Here is a 24,441-nt window from a genome sequence, read left to right on the forward strand (position 1 = left end):
ATCACATTTATCTTGAAAGTTCAAACACTTCATGAAGGGCATTAACAGCCGCTCTCATGTTTTCTTCGTTCACTAACACCCAAATCGTCGTATGACTGTCAGCGGACTGTAAGATCGGAATATTTTGCTCAGATAGTGCAGATACAATTTTAGATGTGACACCTGGTACACCCATAATGCCTGCTCCAACAGCTGATACCTTTGCACAGTTTGTCGTGACAATCGGCGTATAGCCCAGATCTTTTAGGATCGCCGTTGCTTTTTCAGTCATTGCACCTGTCACCGTATAGACGATTTCGCTCGGTGTAATGTTGAAGAAATCGACACTAATTTGGGCATTTGCCATTGCTTTAAAGACTTCTGTTTGTACGCTGTACTGTCCCTCTTTAGCTGGGACTTTGATTTGTGTGACATCATTGACATGTGCAATACCCGTAATCAGGCGGTCGTACACATCATGACTCATTTTATCTGAGTAGTGTGATGTCACGAGTGTGCCCTCATCATCAGAGTATGTTGAACGGACCCTCATTGGTACTTTTGCTTGCATGGCAATTTCAACAGCTCTAGGGTGAATGACTTTTGCCCCTTGGTATGCGAGGTTACAAATTTCTGTGTATGTCACGACTCTCAGTGGTTTTGCATTTTCTACGATACGGGGATCTGCTGTCATGACCCCTTCTACATCTGTAAAAATATCGATGAAATCTGCCTGCAATGCAGCGCCTAACGCAGCAGCTGACGTATCACTGCCGCCTCGTCCGATTGTTGTCACGTCTCCATTTTTTGCAGCGCCTTGGAATCCAGCAACGACAACCACATCATGCTCTGAAAGTGCCGCCTCAAGACGTTCACACTTCATATCAATAATTTTCGCATTTGTATGCTCTTTATCTGTCACAAAGCCTGCCTGTGATCCAGTCATCGCAACAGCCTTTAGCCCGTTTTCATTCAGCATACTTGAAAAAACAACAGCTGAAATATTTTCTCCGCAAGACACGAGTAAATCTTTTTCTCGGTTTGTCATATGCTGCGCACTGCCGTAAAGCAGACCTAGCAGTGTATCTGTCGCATAAGGATCGCCTTTTCGTCCCATCGCAGACACGACAACGACCGATTTATAGCCTTTCTCTTTTGCAGATAAGATATGTGCAAGTGCCCTTTTTCTTCCTTGATCATCTTTGACAGATGTACCGCCAAATTTTTGGACAATTATTTTCACTGTTTTCACTCCAAGTTCATTCTGACGTAACAGAAGAGAGCAGGCGAAAGATGCCTAACTCTCTTCTATTCGTCCTCATCATCCATTGAATGTTAAACTAATTTTAATGCTCGTAAGCTTTCTGCAATTTGAACGGAGTTCCATGCAGCGCCTTTTAGCAGGTTATCAGATACAATCCACATATGGAAGCCATTTGGACGATCCAAATCCTTCCGAATGCGGCCGACAAATACGTCGTTTTTACCAACAGCATCTGCAGGCATTGGATAAATTTGCTGAGACGGATCATCTTGTAATGTGATGCCTGGTGCATCTTTTAGGATGGACTTGATGTCATCAACCGTTGCGTCATTTGATTCAAGTTCAACGTAAACCGATTCTGAATGACCCGTTTCAATTGGTAGTCTCACACATGTTGCTGCTACTTCCAGCTCTGGCAAATGCATGATTTTTTTCGTTTCATTGATCATTTTCATTTCTTCAAATGTATAGCCATTATCTTGGAATTTATCAATTTGCGGAATCGCATTAAAGGCAATTTGATAAGGCATGACTTCTGGTTTCACATCTTCTTTATTTAAAATGGCTTGCGACTGGCTGTACAGTTCGTCTATGGCTTCATGTCCTGCACCTGATACTGCTTGGTAAGTAGACACAATGACTTTTTTCATGCCATACGCTTGACGAAGCGGTTCTAGCGCCGCCACCATTTGAATCGTTGAACAGTTAGGGTTTGCAATGATCCCTTGATGGTCATGCAAATCTTTTTCGTTTACCTCTGGTACGACAAGAGGGGTATTTTCGTCCATACGAAAAGCACTTGTATTATCGACAACAATTGCACCTCGTTTGACTGCTTCAGGAGCTAGCGCTTTGGAAACATTTCCTCCCGCACTGAATAGTGCAATATTGACCCCTTCAAAGCTTTCAGGTGTTGCTTCTTGAACGGTATACTCTTGACCTCTGAATGTCACTTTTGTTCCAGCAGAACGTTTTGAGGATAGTAGGGTAAGTGTATCCATTTCAAAATCTCTGTCAGCTAGTGTTTTTAACATTTGTTGACCGACAGCTCCAGTCGCTCCAACTACAGCTACATGCAATCCTCTTCCCATCAGTAAAACTCCTTCCGACCCATCCATGATTCTTTTCTTTCGGATGGCCATCCTATGACTTTTTACATTTTATTTTACCATAGAAAAGCAAGGCTTGAAGTACCTTTTTTGAATCTTTCATGATTTTCTAGTGAATCTATTATTCGTTTGCTCCAATTAAAATGGGCTGAATTTGTCTATGCTCGAGCGCCTCTTCTACCGTTTTCGTCAGTAGATCCATATGCGCTACCATGGAAGTCGGTTTTTTGAATGGATCATCTTGGCCGAATGGAATAAAGAAAATGTTCTTTGTCGACATGAGTCTCATGAGATTTGTACCATTTAAACCTAATGCATCATTGGTGGAAATGCCTAAAACGACAGGGCGGTGATTACGAATGGTCGCCTTAGCAGCCATTAAGACTGGACTGTCTGTCAGTGCATTTGCAAATTTCGCCATTGAATTGCCTGTTAAAGGTGCAATGACCATACAATCAAGTGGAAGTTTTGGTCCGAGTGGCTCTGCTTTGACGATTGAGTCAATCGCTTGAAATCCTGTCAGCTTCTCAATCCGCTCAATCCAGTCCGCTCCTTCTCCGAATCTCGTATTCGTATTTTGCACCGTATATGACACGACAGGACGCACTTCTGCCCCTTCTTTCACGAGTGATTCGATTTGCGGAAAAACGGCTTCGTACGTGCAGTGAGAACCTGTTAAACCAAAGCCGATTCTTTTCCCTTTTAGTGTAGTCATGATTTCATCCCCCTTTTTTCCTCCGCAAGTTCACATAAGAGCCCAGAAAGCACTTTTGCAATGATCTGCCCGGCTGTCTTTGGTGCCACAATCCCTGGAAGTCCTGGTGCAAGAAGTGCCTTCACTCCATGCTTTTGTGCAAAGTCAAAGTCTGTTCCACCTGGGCGGGAGGCGATATCCAAAATGAGTGTCTTTGGTGTCATGCTGACGATGACAGATGAATCTAATACTAAGCTTGGAATCGTATTGATGATGATGTCGACATCCGTTACTTCATCTTTTAAACGGTCCATTGAAAATGGATCAAGTCCCATCTCAAAGGCTCGCGCTAAATGGGCTGTATCCGCAGCACCAACTTTCACTTCCGCACCTAGCGCCCGAAATGTGCGGGCAATGGTGAGCCCTGTTCGACCAAGTCCGAGAACAGCGACATGTGACCCATGAATCGTATAGTCCGTTTGCTGAATAGCCATCATGATAATCCCTTCAACTGTTGGAATAGAGTTATATATGGCAATATCATCTCGCTCAAACAGCTTCACAAGCTTCCGGTTCACCTGCTTTGCCATATTGTCTAAGTACATATTAGAAATACCTGAGTACAAGGTACAATGTGCAGGGGTTCTTTCTAAATATTTAGCTTCTAGCACGACCTTCTCATTTGAAAAAACGGTGGCAACGACCCCTTCGTCTGTAGCACCTGATACCGGAAGGATCATACTGTCTACCTGCTCAAATGGAAGCTCTGACATTTTCAGCTTTTCAGCACCAATAAATCCATGATCCAGCTGATCAAAACCGACCAAAAACACTTTGGCATGCTGCTGTGACAGCTTGCGAATGATTTCAAGCTGCCTAGCATCTCCCCCGATCACCGCAACCGTTAAACCGCTCAACATACTGACCGTTCACCTTCTTTATTTAAAAAAGTCTGTAATATTTTCCGAATCTCCCTTTCAGCATATGAGGAGAGGATTCAGCCTGTGAACAAATCGGGAAGAGAAAAGAAAAAGAGCACCCTTTTATGATGGGTGCTCTTTTTCTCCGTGCGGCTGAAGTTCTTCAGGCACATCGAGAATGATCATATCTGATCCTATTTTTTGAATGTGATTCCACGGAACGCGGATGTCATTTCCTTGTTTTCGAAAGCCAAACCATTTGACGGAAGGTATGATGAGTGCTGTAATTTGACCGTCCTGTTCATTTATTTCAAGGTCGGTTTGTCCAAGCACGCCAAGCCGCTCCGCTCTTTTAATATCGACGATCTCTTTTCCTGACAGCTCACTCAGCCTCAAAATCGCATCACTCCCCTTCCATATCATATATGCAGCACAGAGGGTGAATAGACCGGGCCATTCTATAGGTCACGAATGAAGCCTATCTACATACCAAACTGGTATAAGTTGAGTAAAACGATTATGGTCTGACAGTATTCTCTCCACTCGATTCACCATATCTTTTACATGTCCCGGATCATAGGATAACGTCCAAACAATAGAAGAAAAGCAACTCATTGCTGTATAAATGGAAAAAAGAAGCCAAAAATTACGTGTTACCTGCGTGGTGCTTAAATAGGCATCCAATTGCCCGGCTGAAAATGGAATGCTGCTTTCTCGACTAAATAAAGACAGTTTATAAAAGTCATGAATCGGATCACCCCAGTCGGATTGATCAAAGTCGATCGCCCCAGCATATTGATGACGCTGTATAATGATATTCCCTAAATGAAAATCATCATGCTGGAACTGGTTTGGCCTCCCTTTTACCGCATCAGCATGTGACTGAATAAAATCTAATACGAACTGATCATGGGAAAAGGTCACTCCACTTGATTGATAGGCATGTACATACCGTTCATGTTTCGCTAATACCTTCTTATCCCAGGGGGCTGCATAAAAAGGGGCATCGAATGTATGCATGATACTCAAGTCTCTGCCTGCCCGCCTTCCGATTTCATACTGCTCTTCTTCTGTGAGCAGATGAATAGATGCTCTAGCAATCTCTCCTTCGATAAATGGAAAAATACGAAAAGTACAGTTTTGTTCAGCACTCACTCCGACCTCCATCACTTCAGAACAAATAACGCCTCGATTTTTTAACTTCTGCTGAATGGACGCTTTCTTTTTCAAACTGGAATATTTCTGAATGTCTGATAGCTTGAGTACTAGCTTTTCACTAGGCGTTGTGACCAAAAAGGTGCGGTCTCCCGAAAATCCAGATGTCATCGGCCGGAAAGAGATGGCTTGTTTAAGAAGCGGAGATAGCTGTTTCAGTTTTTCGTGTTTCATGAACGCAGAGCCCCTTTCTTCTTGGTATACAATAAACGGCAGACCTCTTGAGAAGTCTGCCGTGTTGTTTACATTATGATGGCTGATCACCCGTTGGACTAATAAGCGAGAGAGCATAATCTTCTGTAAAGATTCTTTTCGATAAATTGTTCACGCCGTCTAATGAGACGCGATTGATTTCATCAATAATTTCATCAAGCGTACGATGTTTGCCAAGGAGTAATTCATTTTTACCATTTCGGCTCATCTTGCTGTTTGTGCTTTCAAGACTAAGCATGAGGTTGCCTTTCATTTGCTCCTTAGAGTTTTCAAGTTCTTTCTGCGTAATTCCCTCACGTTTTAAGACGTCTAATGTTTGTAAGATGGTTTCAGATAGCAGGTTCAGCTGCTTCGCTCCAGTTCCACCATAGATCGTCAGCATTCCGTTATCTGCAAATGAACTATGATAGCTGAATACAGAATACGCAAGTCCTTTATCTTCTCTTACGTCTTGGAACAACCGGCTGCTCATGCTACCGCCTAGAACATTATTTAAGACGATTAAGTCATAGATGCCCTGATCTCCAGCAGGAAGTCCGTTAAAGCCCATGCAAAGGTGCGCTTGTTCTGTTTCCTTTTTGCGTGTCAGTTTGTCATAGTGGAATTGCGGGGCTTCGACAGGCTGCTTTTTCCCCTTTCCTTCATACGAGCCAAATAATGTTTCGACCTCACGAATGAAGGTGTCATCGACGTTCCCTGCAACAGAGATGACGACGCGATCCGGCGTATAGAATTCGTCCATATATTTTCGAAGGGAATCACCGTTAAAAGTAGAGAGTGTTTCCTCTGTCCCTAAAATCGGATAACCTAATGAATGATCACCGTAAATGGCTTTACTTAACAAATCATGAACGATGTCATCAGGAGTATCTTCATACATTTTAATTTCTTCATAGACCACATTTTTTTCTTTCTTCAGCTCTTCTTCGTCAAAAGCAGAGTTGAAAAACATGTCACTCAATACATCGAGGGCATACCCAGCATGTGAATCAAGTACCTTTGCATAATAGCAAGTATATTCTTTTGACGTAAAGGCATTCACTTGACCACCAATGCGGTCAAAGGATTCTGCGATATCACGTGCAGATCTCGTCTTTGTTCCTTTAAAGAACATATGCTCTAAAAAGTGTGAGATCCCATTTACTTCTGGTGTCTCATGTCTAGAACCTGTTCCAATCCAGACACCAATGGCGACAGACCTTACAGTGGGATTGTTTTCAAGTACAATTCTTACTCCGTTTTGGCATGTATACGTTTTGACCAAGTTTTGCTCCTCCTATTCAACAAACAGATCGCATCACGGATGTCTTTTTTCACTTAGGAGGTCAGAAACCGTTCCTAATTCATATCCTCTTTCTTTGATTTGAATGATAAGTGCGTCAAGACTTCTCGCTGTTGCGTCTGTTGGATGCATTAATATCATCGCCCCATTGTGAATTTTCCCAAGCACTCGTTTTTGTAATACAGCTGGTGATGGTTTTTGCCAGTCGATCGTGTCTACTGTCCACATAATGGTTTCCATTCCTTCTTGTTTCGCAAGCTTTACTGTTTCTTCTTTAAAGCTGCCACTTGGAGGCGCAAACCATATCGGTTTTTTCCCAAGGGATTCTTCAATTTGGCGATTTGTTTTAATCATCTGCTCTAATGCTCGTTCTCTTGTCAGTGTGCGCATATCCGGGTGATTGTATGAATGATTTCCAATTTCATGACCATCTGCCACGATTTTTTTAGCAAGGTCTGGACTGTTTTTCACCCATTTGCCTTCTAAGAAAAAGGTTGCCTTCACTTGATGCTTTTCTAGTGTATTCAACATCTTTGTTAAATGCTCGTCGCCCCAAGCTACATTGATCAAGAATGCATTCATCTTTTTGTCTGGATGTCCCTTATAGATAGGTTCAGCACCAAGTTCATGTAAATGGACAGATGGTTTTGTTTCTTTAAAAACAAGCAGCTTTTCATCGAAAGAGCCCTGTTTTTTCATTTTTTCGTAAGAAGCATCGATATCGACTGTCTGTCCATTTAAACCAGGCATCTTTTTCCACACTTTATCAATCTTAGCATTTTGCGGCTTCTCTTCATAGTCAGAAGACTTCGATTCGATCTCTTGATACAGAATATGTTTTGAAACAGATGCTACCTCGGCGTGCTCTTTCATTGAATTCATATATGTAACAGCAGCCGGCTGCTTCATCGTTTGATATGACACGAGCAGTAAAAATACAAACACAAAGAATGGTATCGTTTTTTTCAATGGTTGTCCCTCCCCTTTACCACAAATTATGATGGGGAGAAACAAGCTAGAACTATAGTTACGCGCAAGAAAAGAAAGAAGCCTGGCACGGATACCTGGCTTCTAACACATTTTATTTGTTCTCATTAAGACTGCTTTTCTTCTTTTTCCTTTTCTTCACGTAAAACAGCTTTACGAGAAAGGTTCACACGGCCTTGTTTATCGATCTCAGTGACTTTGACGAGTAGCTCGTCACCAATCTTCACGACATCTTCTACTTTGCCAACACGTTCAAGTGCAAGCTCAGAAATATGAACAAGTCCATCTTTGCCGCTGAAGATTTCAAGGAAGGCACCGAATTTTTCAATTCGTTTTACTTTACCTAAGTAAAGTTGGCCAACTTCAACTTCTCTGACAAGATCTTCAATGATTTTCTTCGCTTTTTGGTTCATGTCTTCTTCAGTAGAAGAGATAAAGATTGTACCGTCTTGTTCAATATCAATTTTCACACCGGTATCTTCAATGATTTTATTGATTTGTTTACCGCTTGGTCCAATGACATCGCGAATTTTATCTGGATTGATTGTCATCGTTAAGATTTTTGGTGCATAACGCGACAATTCTCCTCTAGAAGCTGGAATCGTTGACAGCATGCTATCTAAAATTTCCATTCTTCCTTTTTTCGCTTGTTGAAGTGCTTCTTCTAAAATGTCTTTTGATAGACCATCGATTTTGATGTCCATTTGAAGCGCTGTTACACCTTTAGATGTACCTGCTACTTTAAAGTCCATATCTCCAAGTGCATCTTCCATTCCTTGAATGTCTGTCAGCACTGTGTAGTATTCACCAGATTTAACAAGTCCCATTGCAATCCCTGCAACTGGTGCTTTAATTGGAACACCTGCATCCATCATCGCAAGTGTGCTCGCACAAATACTTGCTTGTGAAGTAGAACCGTTTGATTCTAACACCTCAGACACAAGGCGAACCGTATAAGGGAAATCTTTTTCAGATGGAATGACTGGCTCTAATGCACGTTCGCCTAGCGCACCATGTCCAATTTCACGACGGCCTGGACCACGCATTGGGCCGGTCTCACCAACACTGAATTGTGGGAAGTTATAATGGTGCATGAATCGCTTAGACTCTTCAACACCAAGACCATCAAGAATCTGTACATCACCAAGTGCACCTAATGTACAAATACTGAGTGCCTGTGTTTGGCCTCTTGTAAACAATCCTGAACCGTGCGTTCTTGGAAGAAGTCCTACTTCTGAAGAAAGTGGACGGATTTGATCGACGCCGCGTCCATCTGGACGTACTTTCTCTTCAGTAATAAGGCGACGAACTTCGTTTTTCACAAGCTTGTTTAAGACATCCTTCGCTTGTTTAATCGTTGCTTCGTCACGCTCTTCTTCTTCAAATTTTTGAACGACAGCTTTTTTCACAGCACTGATGGCATCTTCACGAGCATGCTTCTCATGTACTTGAATCGCTTTCAGTAGATCCGCTTCAGCAAGTTGTTTTACTTCCTCTGCTAATGCTTGATCGACTTCATATAAAGGAATATCGATTTTTTCTTTACCGACAGCTTTCACAATTTCTTCTTGGAATTCGATTAAGCGTTTGATCTCTTGATGGCCGTACATGATAGCTTCAAGCATTGTTTCTTCTGGTACTTCATCAGCACCAGCTTCTACCATGTTGATTGCATCTTTTGTTCCAGCTACAACAAGGTTGATATCGCTTTGTTCAAGCTGCTCAACATTTGGGTTGATGATGAGTTTTCCATCTACTCGTCCTACTGTCACGCCAGCGATTGGTCCCTCAAATGGAATGTCAGACACACATAAAGCTAAAGATGAGCCAAACATTGCAGCCATTTCAGATGAACAATCTTGATCCACACTCATGACAATACTAATGACTTGTACTTCATTTCTAAATCCGTCTGCAAATAGTGGACGGATCGGTCTGTCAATTAAGCGGCTCGCAAGGATTGCTTTTTCACTTGGGCGGCCTTCTCTTTTAATGAAACCACCAGGAATTTTACCAACTGCATATAATCTTTCTTCGTAGTTTACAGTGAGCGGAAAAAAATCAAGTGGTTTTGGTTCTTTAGAAGCTGTTGCTGAGCTAAGCACAGCCGTATCTCCGTAGCGTACGAGAACCGCTCCGTTTGCTTGCTTTGCAAGCTGGCCAGTTTCAACTGTCAGTTGACGTCCAGCCCAGTCTATGGTGAAGACTTGTTTCTCTTGTCCCATTCTGTGATAAACTCCTCTCTTGTCGTAAAGTTTTTAGGTTATTTCTTATTATGAACAAAATGATTTTCACATATCAATGTGAAAGCTGTATGTAGAAGGGTTTTTGCCATTCTTTCAACATTTTAACCATAAAATATTAGTGATTATACGATAAAAAAGCGGGAATCCTCCCGCTTTTTACGATTATCGACGTAAGCCTAGTTTGTTAATTAACTCACGGTAACGAGTTACGTCTTTATTACGTAGATACGTAAGAAGATTACGACGTCTACCTACCATTTTCAAAAGACCGCGACGTGAGTGGTGATCTTTCTTATGAGTACGTAAATGCTCGTTCAAGTTGTTAATTGATTCTGTTAGGACAGCGATCTGAACTTCTGGAGATCCAGTATCAGATTCGTGTGTTTTGAACTCATTAATTAATTGAGTTTTACGCTCTTGAGTAATAGCCATCCTGTTTCACCTCCAAATCATGTTAGCCCCATCTACCTCGCAACCGTCGGTGAAGTCGGCCTGCCAAGTAAGTGGTTTTAAAGCTACAGGAATTATCATACTAAAAATATGCCGATTTTGCAAATGATAGAGCGGTTTTTCTGCGATTTTTTTGTTTAATGAAGATGATTTTGAAAAAACTGAATCGCTTCTTCTTTATCTTGACTAATTTGAGCCGTTAATTCTTGGATACCGTTAAATTTTTGTTCACTGCGAATCCGTTTGTACCACTGTAATTTAATCGGTTCACCATAAATTTCTTCGTTAAAATCAAAAAGGTTCACTTCAATCGCAGGCTGATCAGGACGTTTTTCATAAAATGTTGGTTTGTAGCCAACGTTACAAACACCGTCATACACCTTGCCTTTCACTTCCGCTCTCACTGCATATACGCCTGTTGGCGGGATGATGTATTCAGCAGACAAACCAACATTGGCGGTTGGAAAGCCAATCGTGCGTCCTCGTTTATCTCCATGAATGACAATGCCGCGCAGCTGATACGGTTTCCCTAAAAGCTCACTCACATATTCAACGTCTCCATTTTTCAATGCGGAACGTATCAGGGTCGAGCTGACTTTCCGGTCTTGGTTGGAAAGCTTAGGTACAATGGTCGCAGCAATCCGCCCTTTCCCGTATTCGTCAAACGTTTCCATTGTGCCTGCGCCAAACCGGCCGAATGTAAAATCGAAACCAGCGACTGCATGCTTCACATTCAGTTCGTCCAAATATTGATCGACAAAGTCTTGAGGAGACAGTGCTGCAAAGCTTTCGCTGAATTGCACAATGTATAAGTAGTCAGCACCTAATTGTTCGATAAAATCAATCTTATCCTCAAGCGGTGTGATTAAGTCTTTTGGTTCACGTGCTTTTTGCAGAACATGTGATGGATGCGGATGAAAAGTCATGACAGCTAGAGCTAAACCCTCTTTTTCCGCAATGTTTTTCGCTGCATCAATCACTTTTTGGTGTCCGAGGTGAACACCGTCAAAATACCCTAAAGCCATCACAGACGGGACTTGATCCTTTTGATTCAATGTATGTGGGTGTGAAATATGTATAGTCTTCACGAGATGGTCACCTTTTCTTTAAGATTGCTTGTCCTGTGATAAAATCTTCGCCGGCTTCATCAGGTTCTGTTTGGTCGGGTGCTTCATATAAATCGCCATACAACGGCCTGAAGGAGCAAAGACAGCGACACGATCTTCCTCTGCAAAATGAGCAAATTCATCAGGCATAGGTAGGACTGCACCGTTTTCCACTTTACTTGCTAATGTATCATTTATCTCCCATTTCGGCAAATGATTGAGCGCACGCTCGATCGGCACAAGATGTTCCTCAACCGTTCCTTTCTCGCTGATCTCCCGCAACTCATCAAGAGTGATACATTCATCTAACGTAAAGTCACCAGATCCTATGCGAATGAGGTGAGACATGTGGGCTGGAAACCCAAGTTTTTTTCCGATATCGACGGCTAACGTTCTCACATATGTGCCTTTTGAACACAGTACGGTGAATCTAAATGATACTTTACCATTTTCAAATGTGACAGGTGTTGTCCGCTCGATGCGATGAATGGTAATTTCACGGCTTGGACGTTCAATTTCATTGCCTTGCCTTGCATATTCATAGAGCTTTTTTCCGCCAATTTTTACAGCAGAAAACATGGGGGGGATCTGTTCAATGGTTCCTTCAAATTGTTTCAACGCAGCATCAATGTCATCTTCTGACATCGGTACCGGCACTTTTTTTTCTTCTACTACTTCACCTGTTTGGTCTTCTGTCGTTGTAGAAAATCCAATGGTGATTTCCGCATCATACGTTTTCGATTTATCTGTTAAGTACTCCACAATTTTTGTCGCTCGTCCAATACAAATAGGCAGAACACCTGAAACCTCTGGATCGAGTGTCCCTGTATGTCCCACTTTTTTTGTGTGTAAAATCTTTCTCACTTTAAACACACAGTCGTGAGAGGTCATGCCTCTTTCTTTATGTAATAAAAGAACACCGTTTTGCACCTGCGTTCTCTCCTTTCATAAACGATGAAAAAGGACAGACGATCATCGCCTATCCTTATTTCAACGTCTTATTCGTGATCTTTTGTGTTTAGTTCAGCAATCAGGCTTTCAATTCGGTTACCGTAGTCTACAGACTCATCGAATTCAAAGTGAAGCTCTGGTGTTTTGCGAAGTCTGATTCGATTGCCAATTTCAGAGCGGATATACCCTTTCGCCTTTGCAAGGCCTTTTAAGGTTTCCTCTCTTTTCTTCTCGTCGCCAAGAACAGAAATATAGACTTTAGCAATTTGCAAATCACCGGATACTTCAACATCCGTTACAGTCAAAAAGCCGATTCTTGGATCTTTTAGCTTTCTGCCAAGGATGTCGCCTAATTCTTTTTTCATTTGCTCACCCACACGGGTTGCTCTCATACTCATGATCTTATCACCTCTAATTAAAACCACTCAGTTTTCGTGATCGTTCGTTCAATTTCCGGAAAAGAATCAATAAAGCTTAACACACGCTGAAGTTCCTTTTCCACTTGAACCCGGGAGGAGGAAATGACGGCGATTCCGATCGAAGTACGCTGCCATGTATCCTGATAGTCCATTTCAGCAATGGTCACATTGAATTTATGGCGCGTTCTTGTCATGATACGCTGCAGAACCGCACGTTTTTCCTTCAGTGAGGATGCATCATAGATCATACACTCACACTCGGTATAACCGATCATTTTCTTTCGATTTCTTGCATAACGAATGACTCCATGACATCACCTTCACGGATATCATTGTATTTCTTAATGGTAATACCACATTCATAGCCTTGTGAAACTTCTTTCACATCGTCTTTGAATCGTTTTAATACGTCGACTTCACCTTCAAAGATGACAACGCCATCACGAATTAAGCGGATACCACTGTCTCTAGTAATGGTACCTTCAGTGACATAGCCACCAGCAATTGTACCGATTTTTGATACTTTGAACGTTTGACGAACTTCAACTTGACCGATGACTTTTTCTTCATATTCAGGGTCAAGCATCCCTTTCATCGCAGCTTCAATTTCATCGATGACTTTGTAGATGATGCGGTGTAAGCGGATATCTACGTTTTCTGTTTCAGCTGTGCTCTTCGCATTTCCATCAGGACGTACGTTAAATCCGATCACAATCGCATTAGAAGCACTTGCTAAAATGATATCAGATTCTGTAATCGCTCCAACACCCGTATGGATGATTTTCACTTTTACGCCTTCTACTTCAATTTTTTGAAGAGCTGCCGTCAGTGCTTCAGCAGAACCTTGTACGTCTGCTTTTACGATTAAGTTGATATCTTTCACATCACCTTGTTTGATTTGCTCAAATAGGTCATCGAGAGATAATTTCGCTTTGTCTGAACGCTGTTCATCAAGTTGTTTAGACGCACGCGCCTCACCGACTTGACGAGCTGTTTTTTCATCTTTGAATACGAGGAACTGATCCCCTGCATGCGGTACATCATTTAAACCAGTGATTTCAACAGGTGTAGATGGTCCTGCAGTTTTCACGCGGCGTCCGATGTCATTGACCATTGCACGTACACGGCCAAATGTATTTCCGACAACGATTGGGTCACCTACTTGAAGTGTACCAGTTTGAACGAGAAGGGTTGCAACAGAACCTCTTCCTTTATCAAGCTCAGCCTCGATCACAGTTCCTTTTGCCGCACGATTTGGGTTGGCTTTTAGTTCTGCTACTTCGCTGACAAGAAGGATCATTTCGATCAATTCGTCAATGCCTTCACCTGTTTTTGCAGATAAAGGAACGAAAATGGTTTCGCCGCCCCAAGCCTCAGGTACAAGACCATGCTCAGTTAATTCCTGCATCACGCGGTCAGGGTTCGCTGTTGGTTTGTCAATTTTATTGACAGCCACAATGATTGGCACCTCTGCCGCTTTTGCGTGGTTGATCGCTTCAATCGTTTGCGGCATGACACCGTCATCTGCTGCAACGACCAAGATCGTCGTATCTGTTACTTCAGCACCGCGTGCTCGCATCGTAGTGAAAGCTGCGTGTCCTGGTGTATCAAGGAACGTGATTTTCTTACCGTTTTCTTCAATTTGGTATGCACCAATATGCTGCGTAATTCCACCCGCTTCGCCTTCAACAACTTTCGTTTTACGAATGCTGTCAAGAAGCGTTGTTTTCCCGTGGTCAACGTGTCCCATGATCGTTACGACTGGAGGGCGTACTTGCATATCTTCTTCTTTATCTTCAACTTCATACTTTTCAAGTTCAGTTTCTTCTAAAATGATGACTTCTTCTACTGGAACACCATATTCAGAAGCAATTAATTCGACTGTATCTTTGTCGAGCTCTTGGTTGATCGTAGCCATAACACCAAGCATCATCAGTTTTTTGATGATTTCAGCAGTTTCTTTGCCAAGCTCGTCAGCAAGCTGACCGACTGTCATTGAATTTGTAAATTCAATTTTTTCAGGAAGCTCTTTTTTCGGCTTCACAGGTCTTGCTTGCTGATGCTGCGCCTTGTTGTTGCCGCCGCGTTTATTTTTGTTTTTGTTTTGGTTGTTGTTTTTTTTGTTTTTATTAAATTGATTATTCTGCACGTCATTCTTCTTTCTATCATTGTTTTTGTTAGATGATTGTTTTTTTTGTTCTGCGGGTTTCTCGTTAGCTGTCTCTTTTGCTTTGGCTTTTTTATAGATAGCGTCTAGCTTTTTCACAGTGTCGTCTTCAAGCGTCGCCATGTGGTTGTTCACTTCCACGTTCATATCCTTAAGCGCTGCTATAATATCTTTACTTGAAACATCTATGGCTTTTGCGTATTCATATACTCTCACTTTAGCCATTCGTTCACCCCCAAATAAATTAATCGAGCAAGCTTATGAGCTTCTTAGCGAAGCCTTGGTCAGTGACAGCGACAACTACGCGAGCTTCCTTCCCTATAGAACGTCCGAGAACGGAACGGTCTTCAACTTTTCTAACCGGAACATTGTAAAATTTGCATTTGTCAGATACCTTTTTCTCTGTGTTGGATGAGGCATCTGCTGCAAGAAGAACCAGCTTAGCACGCGCATGTCTAATTTCTTTGATCACCAGATCTTCTCCTGACACGACTTTACGAGCTCGATTTGCTAGACCAAGCAAAGGATACCATTCAGATTCAGTCATTAGGTTTTTTCACCTTTTCAGCTAGTTCTAGTAATTCTTCAAAAATGTGTTCGTCAATCTGTGTCTGAAATTGCTGCTGTAAACTACGTTTGTTCTTCGCCGCAAGAATGGTTTCTTTATCGAGAGAAAGGTAAGCGCCGCGCCCGTTCATTTTTCCGGTTGCGTCAACAGACACTTCACCTTCTTTTGAACGAACAACGCGAATCAGTTCTTTCTTTGGTTTCATTTCTCCCGTCACGACGCATTTTCTAAGCGGGATTTTTTTTCGGCTTTTCACCTTTTATATCACCTCTTATTCGTCAGATTCCTCAGCTACTGGTTCAGCCTCTAAGAAAAGAGATTCAGAGTCTTCAGTTCTTGGGAAAATACCGAGTTCTCTTGCATCTGTTTCGCTTTTAATGTCAATCTTCCAGCTCGTTAATTTCGCTGCTAGACGCGCATTTTGACCTCTTTTACCAATGGCTAATGACAGCTGATAATCAGGGACAATGACAGTTGTCGCCTTATCTTCTTCATTTACAATGACATCAAGAACTTTTGATGGACTTAACGCATTGGCAACAAATTCAACAGGGTCATTCGACCAATGAACAATGTCAATTTTTTCGCCTTTCAGCTCATTGACAATTGCTTGTACACGCTGACCTTTAGGTCCTACACAAGAACCAACTGGATCAACATCAGGATCATCTGTACGAACAGATATTTTAGAACGGTCCCCTGCTTCTCTAGCGACAGATTTAAGCTCTACAGTACCATCATAAATTTCTGGCACTTCGATTTCAAATAAACGCTTTAAAAGACCTGGGTGTGTTCTTGATACATAAATTTGTGGTCCTTTTGTTGTTTTTTCTACTTTCGTAATGAACACTTTAATGCGGTCATGTGGTTTGTAGTCCTCATTTGGCATTTGTTCATTGACCGGAAGAAGGGCTTCGATTTTGCCAAGTGACACGTAAATGAATTTACTGTCAATTCGCTGAACGATTCCCGTCATGATGTCTTCCTCACGATCGATAAACTCAGTGTAAATCACACCTCGCTCTGCTTCTCTCACTCGCTGCGTCACGACTTGTTTCGCTGTCTGAGCTGCAATGCGTCCGAAATCTTTTGGTGTGACTTCAATTTCAACCACGTCACCAACCATGTAATTTGGGTTGATATTTGCTGCATCATCTACAGAGATTTCAAGGCGAGAATCATACACTTCATCTACAACATCTTTTCTTGCGAATACGCGAATCGTTCCCGTTTCACGGTTTAAATCAACACGCACATTTTGTGCTTGATTAAAATTACGCTTGTATGCAGAAATGAGTGCAGCTTCTATCGCTTCAATAATAATTTCTTTACTAATGCCCTTCTCTTTCTCAAGAACAGTCAGGGCATCTAACAACTCACTACTCATTTTTATGGTTCCCCCTTATATCAATGAAAAGGTTAATTGAACGAAACTGCTAATCTTGCGTTAGCAATTTTTTCGTATGGAATATTGATCTCTTTCTTTCTTGTCTTGATCTTCACTGTCACTGTTGCAATCTCACCATCAAAGCTTGTAAGCTCACCTTCAAATGCCTTTTCACCATCAATTGGTTCGTATGTTTTCATGAAAACATTTTTTCCAAGTGCTTTTTCAAAATCAGCTTTTTTCTTTAATGGGCGCTCCGCTCCAGGAGAGGACACTTCAAGAAAGTAGTTTTGGCTAATTGGATCTGCCTCATCAAGCTTTTCGCTCAAGGCTTCGCTCACTTTGGCACACTCCTCGATATCGACGCCTTTGTCAGAGTCAATAAATACGCGAAGGAACCAGTTTTGACCCTCTTTGACAAATTCAACATCAACGAGTTCAAGCTGTAAGCCATCTAAAATTGGCTGCACCATGTCGCTTACGATATCCACTACTTTTTTGCTCATTCTCTTCCTCCTTGTGCTTTCGATAAACGCTCTTATCAATCATTCTGCATAAAAACCCTGCTTTATTGTGAGCAGGGGGAGCAGAAAACGGATGAATAATGTCGAGACAAAAATTGCCTGTTCAATACAAAAGAGCGGGTTTCCCCACTCTTGTCTCGGTAATCGTTAGCATTTCCATAAAAACTATACCATATCCAATTTTTTTATGCAAATGAAGTTCCTTATAAACAGGCATTCTTCATCAGTTCTTTTCATTCATTCTTTTGGCGTGTTCACGAATGATTCCTGCCTCCCGGCTCTCCTTTAAAACTCGAAAACCGTCATAATCCGGGTAGAGGGAATCATCGTCTTGAATGCTTGTTAAAATCCAAAATTGGCTACCTGCGCCTCCGAGCTGTTCAATTGTCTTCAGCCAGCTATCATATACATCAGGACGGGCTGCTTGATTTTGATAGCCAAACTCTTCTAATACAACAGGTTTGCCAATTGCGTTTCCTCGGGTGATATGATCTTTGATCCATTTCACTCCCCATACAGCAGACTGATTCCAGTGATCCGGGTATAAATGATAGGTTCCATAATCAATATGAGGGAGAGCAGTCAAACGATCCCAATCAACACCTTCTCCCCCACTGTAAAACCAATCGTCATGACCTGTCATGCGAAAGAACCCTTCGTCTCCTACTGCAACAAGGTGATTCGAGTCAATTGATTTGATCCATGCACTCATTTCATCTGCCCAGTTTACTAGTATATCTCCCGAAGGGTCTGACTGAGCGCGCGGCTCATTGGCGAGCTCCCATGTCATAATAGCAGGATCATCTTTATATTGAACACCTGAGTACGTATTGGTTCTCTCTAATACATAGCGCACATAGTTTTTGTAAGCTGTTTTAATCCGAGGATCTGTATAAAAGTGATCATGTGATCCTGCCTGAAACCACTTCACATATTGATTCATCCCGCCAAAGTCATCCCAATTGTTCACGAGTGGGATGACCAGCTTGATTCCTTCCTGCCCTGCTTTATAAATCGCATAGTCTAGTTTTTGAAAACCGGATTCTTCATAAACACCTGGACGAGATTGTAAGACTGAGTTTTCTTGAGGGGTACCATCGTGAAATCCCCAAATACGAATAACCTTTAAATCCATTGCCTTCATATCGTCAAAAACAGCATCTACCATCTTTTTTGATTTGTAATGGAAATAATAATTATTTGTGCCAGCAAAGTAAAATGGGTGGTTGTTCAATACAAAATGTGTACCAGATGTTTGCACATAGGAGGAGGCCTTTACGGTCAGAGTGAACCAACCCGCCCATAAAGTGATCAGCAGCATAAAACAAGCCACCCGTTGAACCCATTTTTTCATTCCATTCTCCTCACAATCTCTTATTCTACTGGTACGATGATATCTAGTTGAAGCGGTGTTTGTTTAGTTGAATCAAGTTCAATCGTCTGCTGCTGCAACATTTTACTTACTTCACCAATTCGAACCTCATACGTCCCGTGAAACGCTGGACATGTCACTTGGCCATTCGCATCTGTTTTTTCCACTCTTTGTGTCGTCCATTCCTGTAGTAGCTTTTCATAACGCCTGCCTGCTTCATTTAACGACCAATCATGATTCACGATGGCTGCGTGCTCACCTCTCCAATGCGCACCTGCCCAAAATCCCCACATCAGCACACCTTTTACGGCTGGGTGACTAAAGGCTACCCGATATAAAGCTTCTAAGTTATCCGCTCGTCTATTGGCATCCGGATGAACAGAGTCATACTCTGTCACCCATATCGGTAGACCCAGCTCAGCAAGCACATCTAGTCTTTGTTTTACAACGACTGGATCCACTCGATCTTCAAAGTGACCTTGAACTCCAATAGCCTCAACTGGTGCCCCCAACTGACGAAGTTCATTGATATGTGCTTTATATGCGTGATGTTCGCCGTATGAGATTACATTATAATCATTGACAAACAGCAAGGCTTGAGGGTCAATTTTCTTCGTTTCTTCATACATCCATTTCCAAATCTGTTTCCCAAACCGGTCTTTAAAAAATGAACCATGCATCATTTCGTTGTTTACATCCCAATGACGGAATTTCCCTTTGAAATGATTGCCTGCATGCTCAAGCCGCCTTTTCATGGCTTCATATACTTCATGATTCGGTAATGATTTCAGCCAGTTTGGATTGGCATCCTCTACCTCCCAAAATAAGGCGTGCCCCCTCACTGGAATTTGGTGTCTATTGGCAAAATTCAGCATGGCATCTGCTTTTTCGTAGGTTATTTTCCCTCTTTCAGGCTCATTTGCATACCATTTTGCCTCATTTTCAAACACAGCCCAATTAAAGTGTTGGACAAAAAAATCAGCATACGTTTGATTGAATAGTACTTGGTCATTCATTGCTGAACCAAATGCAAATTCATGTCTGATTTGTTTTATTTCCACCTCTATTCCGGCAACTGGCTTTTGTTCCTTATCAATGACGTTTATGACAAGCTCTCTTTGTCTATGTTGTAAGATTCGATCATTTGCTTCTTTTCTCCAGCTTTGATTTTCTTGTTCCTGTGATCCGCCATTCGATGAATGATTCATAAATTCTTTCTTTTTAACCATAATGACATCACCTTTGCTTTCACTTCATTTATCTCATGAGGAGACCGCCGACTAAAAAAGCCGGCAGCTGCACTACGTTCTATTCGTTTATGAGACGATGGTATTCTGCATAAGCCGTAGCCATATCAACTTGCGACCAGAAACGGTGATAGGTGAAACTTGGCGCTCCGTTTTCCCATTTGCCTGTTGCTTCATTAAAAGATGCTTGATATTTACTCTCCAGTGCTGACCAAGCTGGGTCTTGCTTGATTTTTGGACGAAGATCTGCAAAGCTCGTATACACTCCGTTACCTCCTCGCTGCGGGTCAGAAGGAATGGTGCTAGAACCAGGGATCTGATTTCCTTGACCAAATGTTCCGTTCCAGCCATTTGGGAAGTACACTTCTTTTTTAAAGAAACGGTGGTAGTCTTCTCTGTCTTCCTCTGTCTCAATCCCTACACCATCATTGTAATTCCAAGCAACCTCAAGGAGCTGTGCCGCTGTCTCTTTTGCTCTCATGCCAAGTGCTGTGTAGTTTCCTGTCTCTTTCTGTGTTGCAGCAGCAAAGAATGTGAGTGCTTTGATGAGACTGCCCAGTACACCAGTATCTTGAGTAGGATCTTTTGTAACTGCCGTTAAATTTGGATTACCTGTTGCAGATTGGAACCCGCTCCAAGTGTCAGGCTGACCGCTCCATTCTATATTCCCAGGAATCCAAAACTCTCCAGGTGCACTCGTCGTAGCAACAGTAACATTTGTCCCCCCTAGAATTCTTTGACCCTGACCATCTAAAAAATATCCATCTTGATCTGACACAGGACGAGTGCCAATAAAAACGTAATCTAGTGAATAGTTGACCCATTTTGTGATGACAGATTTAGCCATTTGGAAATTTTCAGATGTTTTGTCGCCATCTTTTGCAAAGATATAATAAAGCTCTGCTACACGCTCAATCGGCCATGCTTGCATTCCAAACCAGTTATTGGACGGAGGATCATGGTAAACAGGCGCATCTTCATAAGCCATATCATAAAATGTGCTTCTTCCTGCTGGATAAGCGCTATAGTCTCCATTCCAGCTGTTGGTAGCACCTCCTGCAATCGCTCCCTCTTTTGATTGAAGCCAGACGTAAAATTCAAGCTGTCTCTTTAACGTCTTTTCCCAATCACTTGCACCAGTCGGTGACGATGGCTTTAAGCCTCCCTTATCTGAGGATAAAGCGTAGGCAGCGACTGGGTTTTGATACCCTTGATGACAATGGCTCGCTCCGATACGCCATGACCACTTCGCATATTCTCCAAGTCCCCCGCCCCAAGAGGTATACCATGCCATTAAGTGATGACATGCACTTTTTCCATTTCCAGGATACGGATTACCTTGCTTTCCGCTTCCAATTGTTTGAAAATATTTATCGTACATTCCGTAACGAAGGAAATCCCCCATCTTTTTCGCTTTATCAAGATAGGCTGAACCATTATAGCCAAGTTCCTTTGCCCAATACATTGCCTGTATCGCACGTGCATCAGCGTCCGTCGCATTTGTGTAGCGCCACTGGGCGGCTGGCGCTTGATTTTCTTTTGTGAACAAGCTCATGAAACCTTCATTGGGCTTTCCGGCCGTTTTATCATCTTGTGATGGATGAGGGATTGCCTCCCATACGGATTCTTGCGGACCCCGCTGGAATGTGTTTACATATGCGGCTGTATGTGATGGATTGAGCAAATTCCCATATTCATACCAGTTGTCTACATCAAGAAGCCAGTGCATTAAATACGTTTCATTCGTTCCGTAAGTTGACCTCAGTTCTTGATCAATCGGATCTTGACCAGCAGGGCGAGCACCCGTCAACTGGCTCGGATATTGATCTGGATATGGTTTCTCTGATGCGTATGTGGCTGGGCTAGATGGATTGTAAGAACTCATATGCGGCTGTTCGTCATGTCCATCTTCGTTTACTGGAATGATAAACTTCTCCATATTATCCCAAGCCGCTTCTAGTTTGCTCCAATCGCCTGTGTAGTGACCATACAATGCTTCAAGCCATAACCAATAGCTGTAAGCTTCTGAAGTGGTCATATGCCCGTAATCAGGTGCCTCACAAATGAGTGTCTCAACGGAATGATACGGAATGCCTTCTTTTGAAAAATATCCATTCGCATCGTTTTTCATTTGATGATAAAGTGTTAAAAACCGTTCTTTATTTGTCATGTCCTCACCCTTTATATTTATTTATTCGGAAGCGTACCAAATACTAAATCACCTTGATCAAAAACAGGAATTCTCGCTGTTTTCTGCATATTGGATGTTAATCCTTGAAAGGAATAATCATTTGAGGCATCCCATATATTCGCACCATTTGGCGCAGATAACCGGAACTGTATTTCCTTCTTATGAAGCGATTCGCCTCCTGGAAAAATAGCTACGCCAGTAAAATCGATTTCTGTAAAATAGATATGGGATGATGCGTCATACACCGTTAACGAAGATAAGGAAGCGCCTTCATTGTAGACAGCTGTCACTTGAATATCTTTATCAGTGAATCCCTTCGCAAATATCTCGCTTAGATTGACATAATATCTAAAAGAAAGTGATTGACTACTTCTGGCCGGCCAGCCTGATCGATTGTATAGAATGGCTTTGATCTGAGTAGATGTTGTATCGTTACTCATGACAGCTGCCTCTACAAAAAACTCATCTTCCACTTTTTCTTTAGGCGGAAAATTCGGCAGCTTTGACTGCCCCTGACCAAACAGCTGCACCATTTTGGCTACATTTCCAGTAAAAGCGGCATTATAGTCTGTTGCTACCTCGTTTGATACATAGTCAGAGATGTCATCGGTATACTGATCCTGTGCATTAGGCCCCCCAACAAGCGCTCCATAAAGCGTGTGCCGATGAGAAGAAGGAGTTGTCAGCTGATTAGACCATGAGCCATGTGCAGTTCGATGGTGTGGATGCATCGGCGGATTTTTGCCAAACCCAACGACATAGCTTCTATTTTGCGGATTATCCCCTAACATATAGTGTGTTTGCTTGATCGCAAACGTTTGGTATCGATTCTTTTTTTCTTGATCAGAGACCCAATCTGCGTACACAAACGCTAAAAATGCAGCATTTGCTGTATAACGAAGTGAACCCCATTGATCTAACCACGCTAGTCCGCCAGGCGTATAAGTGATTCTTTCTACTTTTCCATTTTGAACAAAACCCGTGGACCAGTAATCGAGGTTACGCTCTGTCGATTCGATAAACCTTTTCTCCTTTGTGATTCTCGCAAGTAAAATTTGCGAAGCAAAAAAGGTATTGTCCCACGACATCGTAAACGTATAATCCCAATCCTTCGGCCATTCTTCTACTGCTTTTAGTGCTTTGTTTAAATAGGTCTGGTCATTTGTCGCCAAGTACAGCCATATTCCACCCCAAATGAGCTCATCAATATAGCCGCTCCAGGAGTTATAAAATGGCTGCGCATTGGTGACACAATCTGTATACTCACCGCGATATTGGTCAGCAAATGCATAAAGCTGCTTTGCATGGGTGAGAAGTTTTGCTGCATATGGCGCGTCTGTTTCTTTAAAAATAATTGAACCTGCTGCTAAAGCGGCTGCGGTTTGGGCGGCTACTTCTGTTCCTGGACAATGTTCATCAATTTTAAATGCTGGCCGGTTCATCGGCATCACTTCTGCTGGACCCCACCAGCCATGATCTGCGTTCCCATCGCCTACTTGTGCCCAAAATTCATTTGGACCTGTATGGGCTTTCAAAAAATAATCGGTTGCCCACTTGATTTGATCTAACATATCATCAAGCAGTTCTGCCTCTTCGTAAGCTTCTCGGTACTCATAGACTGTCCATGCAAGCACGGCTGCAGAGTAAGCCATCGGAAGCCCGAACTTCACATGATCACCAGCATCGTACCAGCCGCCTGTTAAATCATGACCAACATCTTTCCCATCCTCCAGTCCAGAATCCCCTCGCCAGTTAAGACGATTGCTTTCAGGAAGCTTTCCGGAACGCTGGGCTTCGTAAAACAAAATTGATTTTTGAAGCACCTCTACATAGTTGTAATCTGACATGTACCTATTTCTCACCCCTTCTGTTTTCTTAAACGTGAAACATTGAACAAGAAATGACCACCTCCTTGTCATTCCGTTCGTGTTTTGTACAGTGTTGAAAAGAATCAAGCGTGTTTCAAAAATGTGCATAGTAAACAGCCATCAGCTTGACGCTCACCGAGGGTTTTCTCCTGATTCTTCATGTGACTGTACCCAAAATGATCATATGTCGTATGAGAACATTTCAGACGGCTAAATTCTCTTTTTTGCTCTATTTGGGTAGAAAGAATGACATACAATCTCTTCTCTCAAAACACGACGTTA

General features: G+C 42.3%; 23 protein-coding genes. All 23 read right to left on the reverse strand.

Features of this window, described 5'->3' with window-relative positions:
- Window positions 1–7: 7 nt before the first annotated feature.
- Window positions 8–1,222: an aspartate kinase gene (gene dapG, locus ACTJJQ_RS03400; RefSeq protein WP_025207348.1), complete on the reverse strand. Its 1,215-nt coding sequence runs from the start codon at window positions 1,220–1,222 to the stop codon at window positions 8–10.
- Window positions 1,223–1,314: 92 nt separating this feature from the next.
- Window positions 1,315–2,334 carry an aspartate-semialdehyde dehydrogenase gene (asd, locus tag ACTJJQ_RS03405; protein WP_041090413.1) on the reverse strand — a complete coding sequence of 340 codons (1,020 nt, stop codon included), beginning with the start codon at window positions 2,332–2,334 and terminating at the stop codon, window positions 1,315–1,317.
- Between the two features lie 139 nt (window positions 2,335–2,473).
- Window positions 2,474–3,067 carry a dipicolinate synthase subunit B gene (gene dpaB / locus ACTJJQ_RS03410; RefSeq protein ID WP_008344723.1) on the reverse strand — a complete coding sequence of 198 codons (594 nt, stop codon included), beginning with the start codon at window positions 3,065–3,067 and terminating at the stop codon, window positions 2,474–2,476.
- On the reverse strand, window positions 3,064–3,966 hold the full coding sequence (gene dpaA / locus ACTJJQ_RS03415; RefSeq protein WP_007499517.1) for a dipicolinic acid synthetase subunit A: 903 nt from the start codon (window positions 3,964–3,966) through the stop codon (window positions 3,064–3,066). The genes dpaB and dpaA overlap by 4 nt, the downstream gene beginning before the upstream one ends.
- A 123-nt stretch (window positions 3,967–4,089) precedes the next feature.
- On the reverse strand, window positions 4,090–4,362 hold the full coding sequence (locus ACTJJQ_RS03420; protein ID WP_008344726.1) for a YlmC/YmxH family sporulation protein: 273 nt from the start codon (window positions 4,360–4,362) through the stop codon (window positions 4,090–4,092).
- 69 nt (window positions 4,363–4,431) lie between these two features.
- A complete protein-coding gene (locus ACTJJQ_RS03425) occupies window positions 4,432–5,355 on the reverse strand; it encodes an aminoglycoside phosphotransferase family protein (protein WP_058213772.1) in 924 nt (307 codons plus the stop codon).
- Between the two features lie 73 nt (window positions 5,356–5,428).
- A complete protein-coding gene (locus ACTJJQ_RS03430; protein WP_007499520.1) occupies window positions 5,429–6,658 on the reverse strand; it encodes a M16 family metallopeptidase in 1,230 nt (409 codons plus the stop codon).
- A 33-nt stretch (window positions 6,659–6,691) separates the two neighbouring features.
- The gene (locus ACTJJQ_RS03435; protein WP_144610110.1) at window positions 6,692–7,645 is read right to left on the reverse strand and encodes a polysaccharide deacetylase family protein; all 954 of its coding nucleotides are present in this window, start codon (window positions 7,643–7,645) and stop codon (window positions 6,692–6,694) included.
- Window positions 7,646–7,770: 125 nt separating this feature from the next.
- Window positions 7,771–9,888: a polyribonucleotide nucleotidyltransferase gene (pnp, locus tag ACTJJQ_RS03440; RefSeq protein WP_007499522.1), complete on the reverse strand. Its 2,118-nt coding sequence runs from the start codon at window positions 9,886–9,888 to the stop codon at window positions 7,771–7,773.
- 183 nt (window positions 9,889–10,071) lie between these two features.
- A complete protein-coding gene (gene rpsO, locus ACTJJQ_RS03445; protein ID WP_008354438.1) occupies window positions 10,072–10,341 on the reverse strand; it encodes a 30S ribosomal protein S15 in 270 nt (89 codons plus the stop codon).
- A 155-nt stretch (window positions 10,342–10,496) separates the two neighbouring features.
- Window positions 10,497–11,447, reverse strand: a complete 951-nt coding sequence (ribF, locus tag ACTJJQ_RS03450) for a bifunctional riboflavin kinase/FAD synthetase (protein WP_025207344.1) — start codon at window positions 11,445–11,447, stop codon at window positions 10,497–10,499.
- Between the two features lie 18 nt (window positions 11,448–11,465).
- Entirely contained in the window at window positions 11,466–12,395 is a 930-nt protein-coding gene (truB, locus tag ACTJJQ_RS03455; protein WP_440599955.1) for a tRNA pseudouridine(55) synthase TruB, read from the reverse strand.
- A gap of 68 nt (window positions 12,396–12,463) precedes the next feature.
- Window positions 12,464–12,814 carry a 30S ribosome-binding factor RbfA gene (gene rbfA / locus ACTJJQ_RS03460; RefSeq protein ID WP_007499525.1) on the reverse strand — a complete coding sequence of 117 codons (351 nt, stop codon included), beginning with the start codon at window positions 12,812–12,814 and terminating at the stop codon, window positions 12,464–12,466.
- 17 nt (window positions 12,815–12,831) lie between these two features.
- A complete protein-coding gene (locus ACTJJQ_RS03465) occupies window positions 12,832–13,110 on the reverse strand; it encodes a DUF503 domain-containing protein (RefSeq protein WP_017359071.1) in 279 nt (92 codons plus the stop codon).
- Window positions 13,107–15,227 carry a translation initiation factor IF-2 gene (gene infB / locus ACTJJQ_RS03470; RefSeq protein ID WP_007499526.1) on the reverse strand — a complete coding sequence of 707 codons (2,121 nt, stop codon included), beginning with the start codon at window positions 15,225–15,227 and terminating at the stop codon, window positions 13,107–13,109. The genes ACTJJQ_RS03465 and infB overlap by 4 nt, the downstream gene beginning before the upstream one ends.
- A 19-nt stretch (window positions 15,228–15,246) precedes the next feature.
- Window positions 15,247–15,549: a YlxQ family RNA-binding protein gene (locus ACTJJQ_RS03475; protein WP_007499528.1), complete on the reverse strand. Its 303-nt coding sequence runs from the start codon at window positions 15,547–15,549 to the stop codon at window positions 15,247–15,249.
- Window positions 15,542–15,826 carry an RNase P modulator RnpM gene (gene rnpM / locus ACTJJQ_RS03480; protein ID WP_008344742.1) on the reverse strand — a complete coding sequence of 95 codons (285 nt, stop codon included), beginning with the start codon at window positions 15,824–15,826 and terminating at the stop codon, window positions 15,542–15,544. The genes ACTJJQ_RS03475 and rnpM overlap by 8 nt, the downstream gene beginning before the upstream one ends.
- Window positions 15,827–15,841: 15 nt before the next feature.
- The gene (nusA, locus tag ACTJJQ_RS03485; RefSeq protein WP_007499530.1) at window positions 15,842–16,957 is read right to left on the reverse strand and encodes a transcription termination factor NusA; all 1,116 of its coding nucleotides are present in this window, start codon (window positions 16,955–16,957) and stop codon (window positions 15,842–15,844) included.
- A gap of 32 nt (window positions 16,958–16,989) precedes the next feature.
- Window positions 16,990–17,463 carry a ribosome maturation factor RimP gene (gene rimP, locus ACTJJQ_RS03490; RefSeq protein WP_008344744.1) on the reverse strand — a complete coding sequence of 158 codons (474 nt, stop codon included), beginning with the start codon at window positions 17,461–17,463 and terminating at the stop codon, window positions 16,990–16,992.
- 241 nt (window positions 17,464–17,704) lie between these two features.
- Window positions 17,705–18,835: a glycoside hydrolase 5 family protein gene (locus tag ACTJJQ_RS03495; protein WP_336749807.1), complete on the reverse strand. Its 1,131-nt coding sequence runs from the start codon at window positions 18,833–18,835 to the stop codon at window positions 17,705–17,707.
- Between the two features lie 20 nt (window positions 18,836–18,855).
- Window positions 18,856–20,082 carry an endo-1,4-beta-xylanase gene (locus ACTJJQ_RS03500; RefSeq protein WP_171465333.1) on the reverse strand — a complete coding sequence of 409 codons (1,227 nt, stop codon included), beginning with the start codon at window positions 20,080–20,082 and terminating at the stop codon, window positions 18,856–18,858.
- Window positions 20,083–20,161: 79 nt separating this feature from the next.
- A complete protein-coding gene (locus ACTJJQ_RS03505) occupies window positions 20,162–22,270 on the reverse strand; it encodes a glycoside hydrolase family 48 protein (protein ID WP_440599956.1) in 2,109 nt (702 codons plus the stop codon).
- A gap of 17 nt (window positions 22,271–22,287) precedes the next feature.
- Entirely contained in the window at window positions 22,288–24,138 is a 1,851-nt protein-coding gene (locus ACTJJQ_RS03510) for a glycoside hydrolase family 9 protein (RefSeq protein WP_440599957.1), read from the reverse strand.
- Window positions 24,139–24,441 lie beyond the last annotated feature (303 nt).

It is taken from the genome of Bacillus sp. 22483 (assembly GCF_052044605.1).
Taxonomy (GTDB): Bacteria; Bacillota; Bacilli; order Bacillales; family Bacillaceae; genus Bacillus; species Bacillus altitudinis.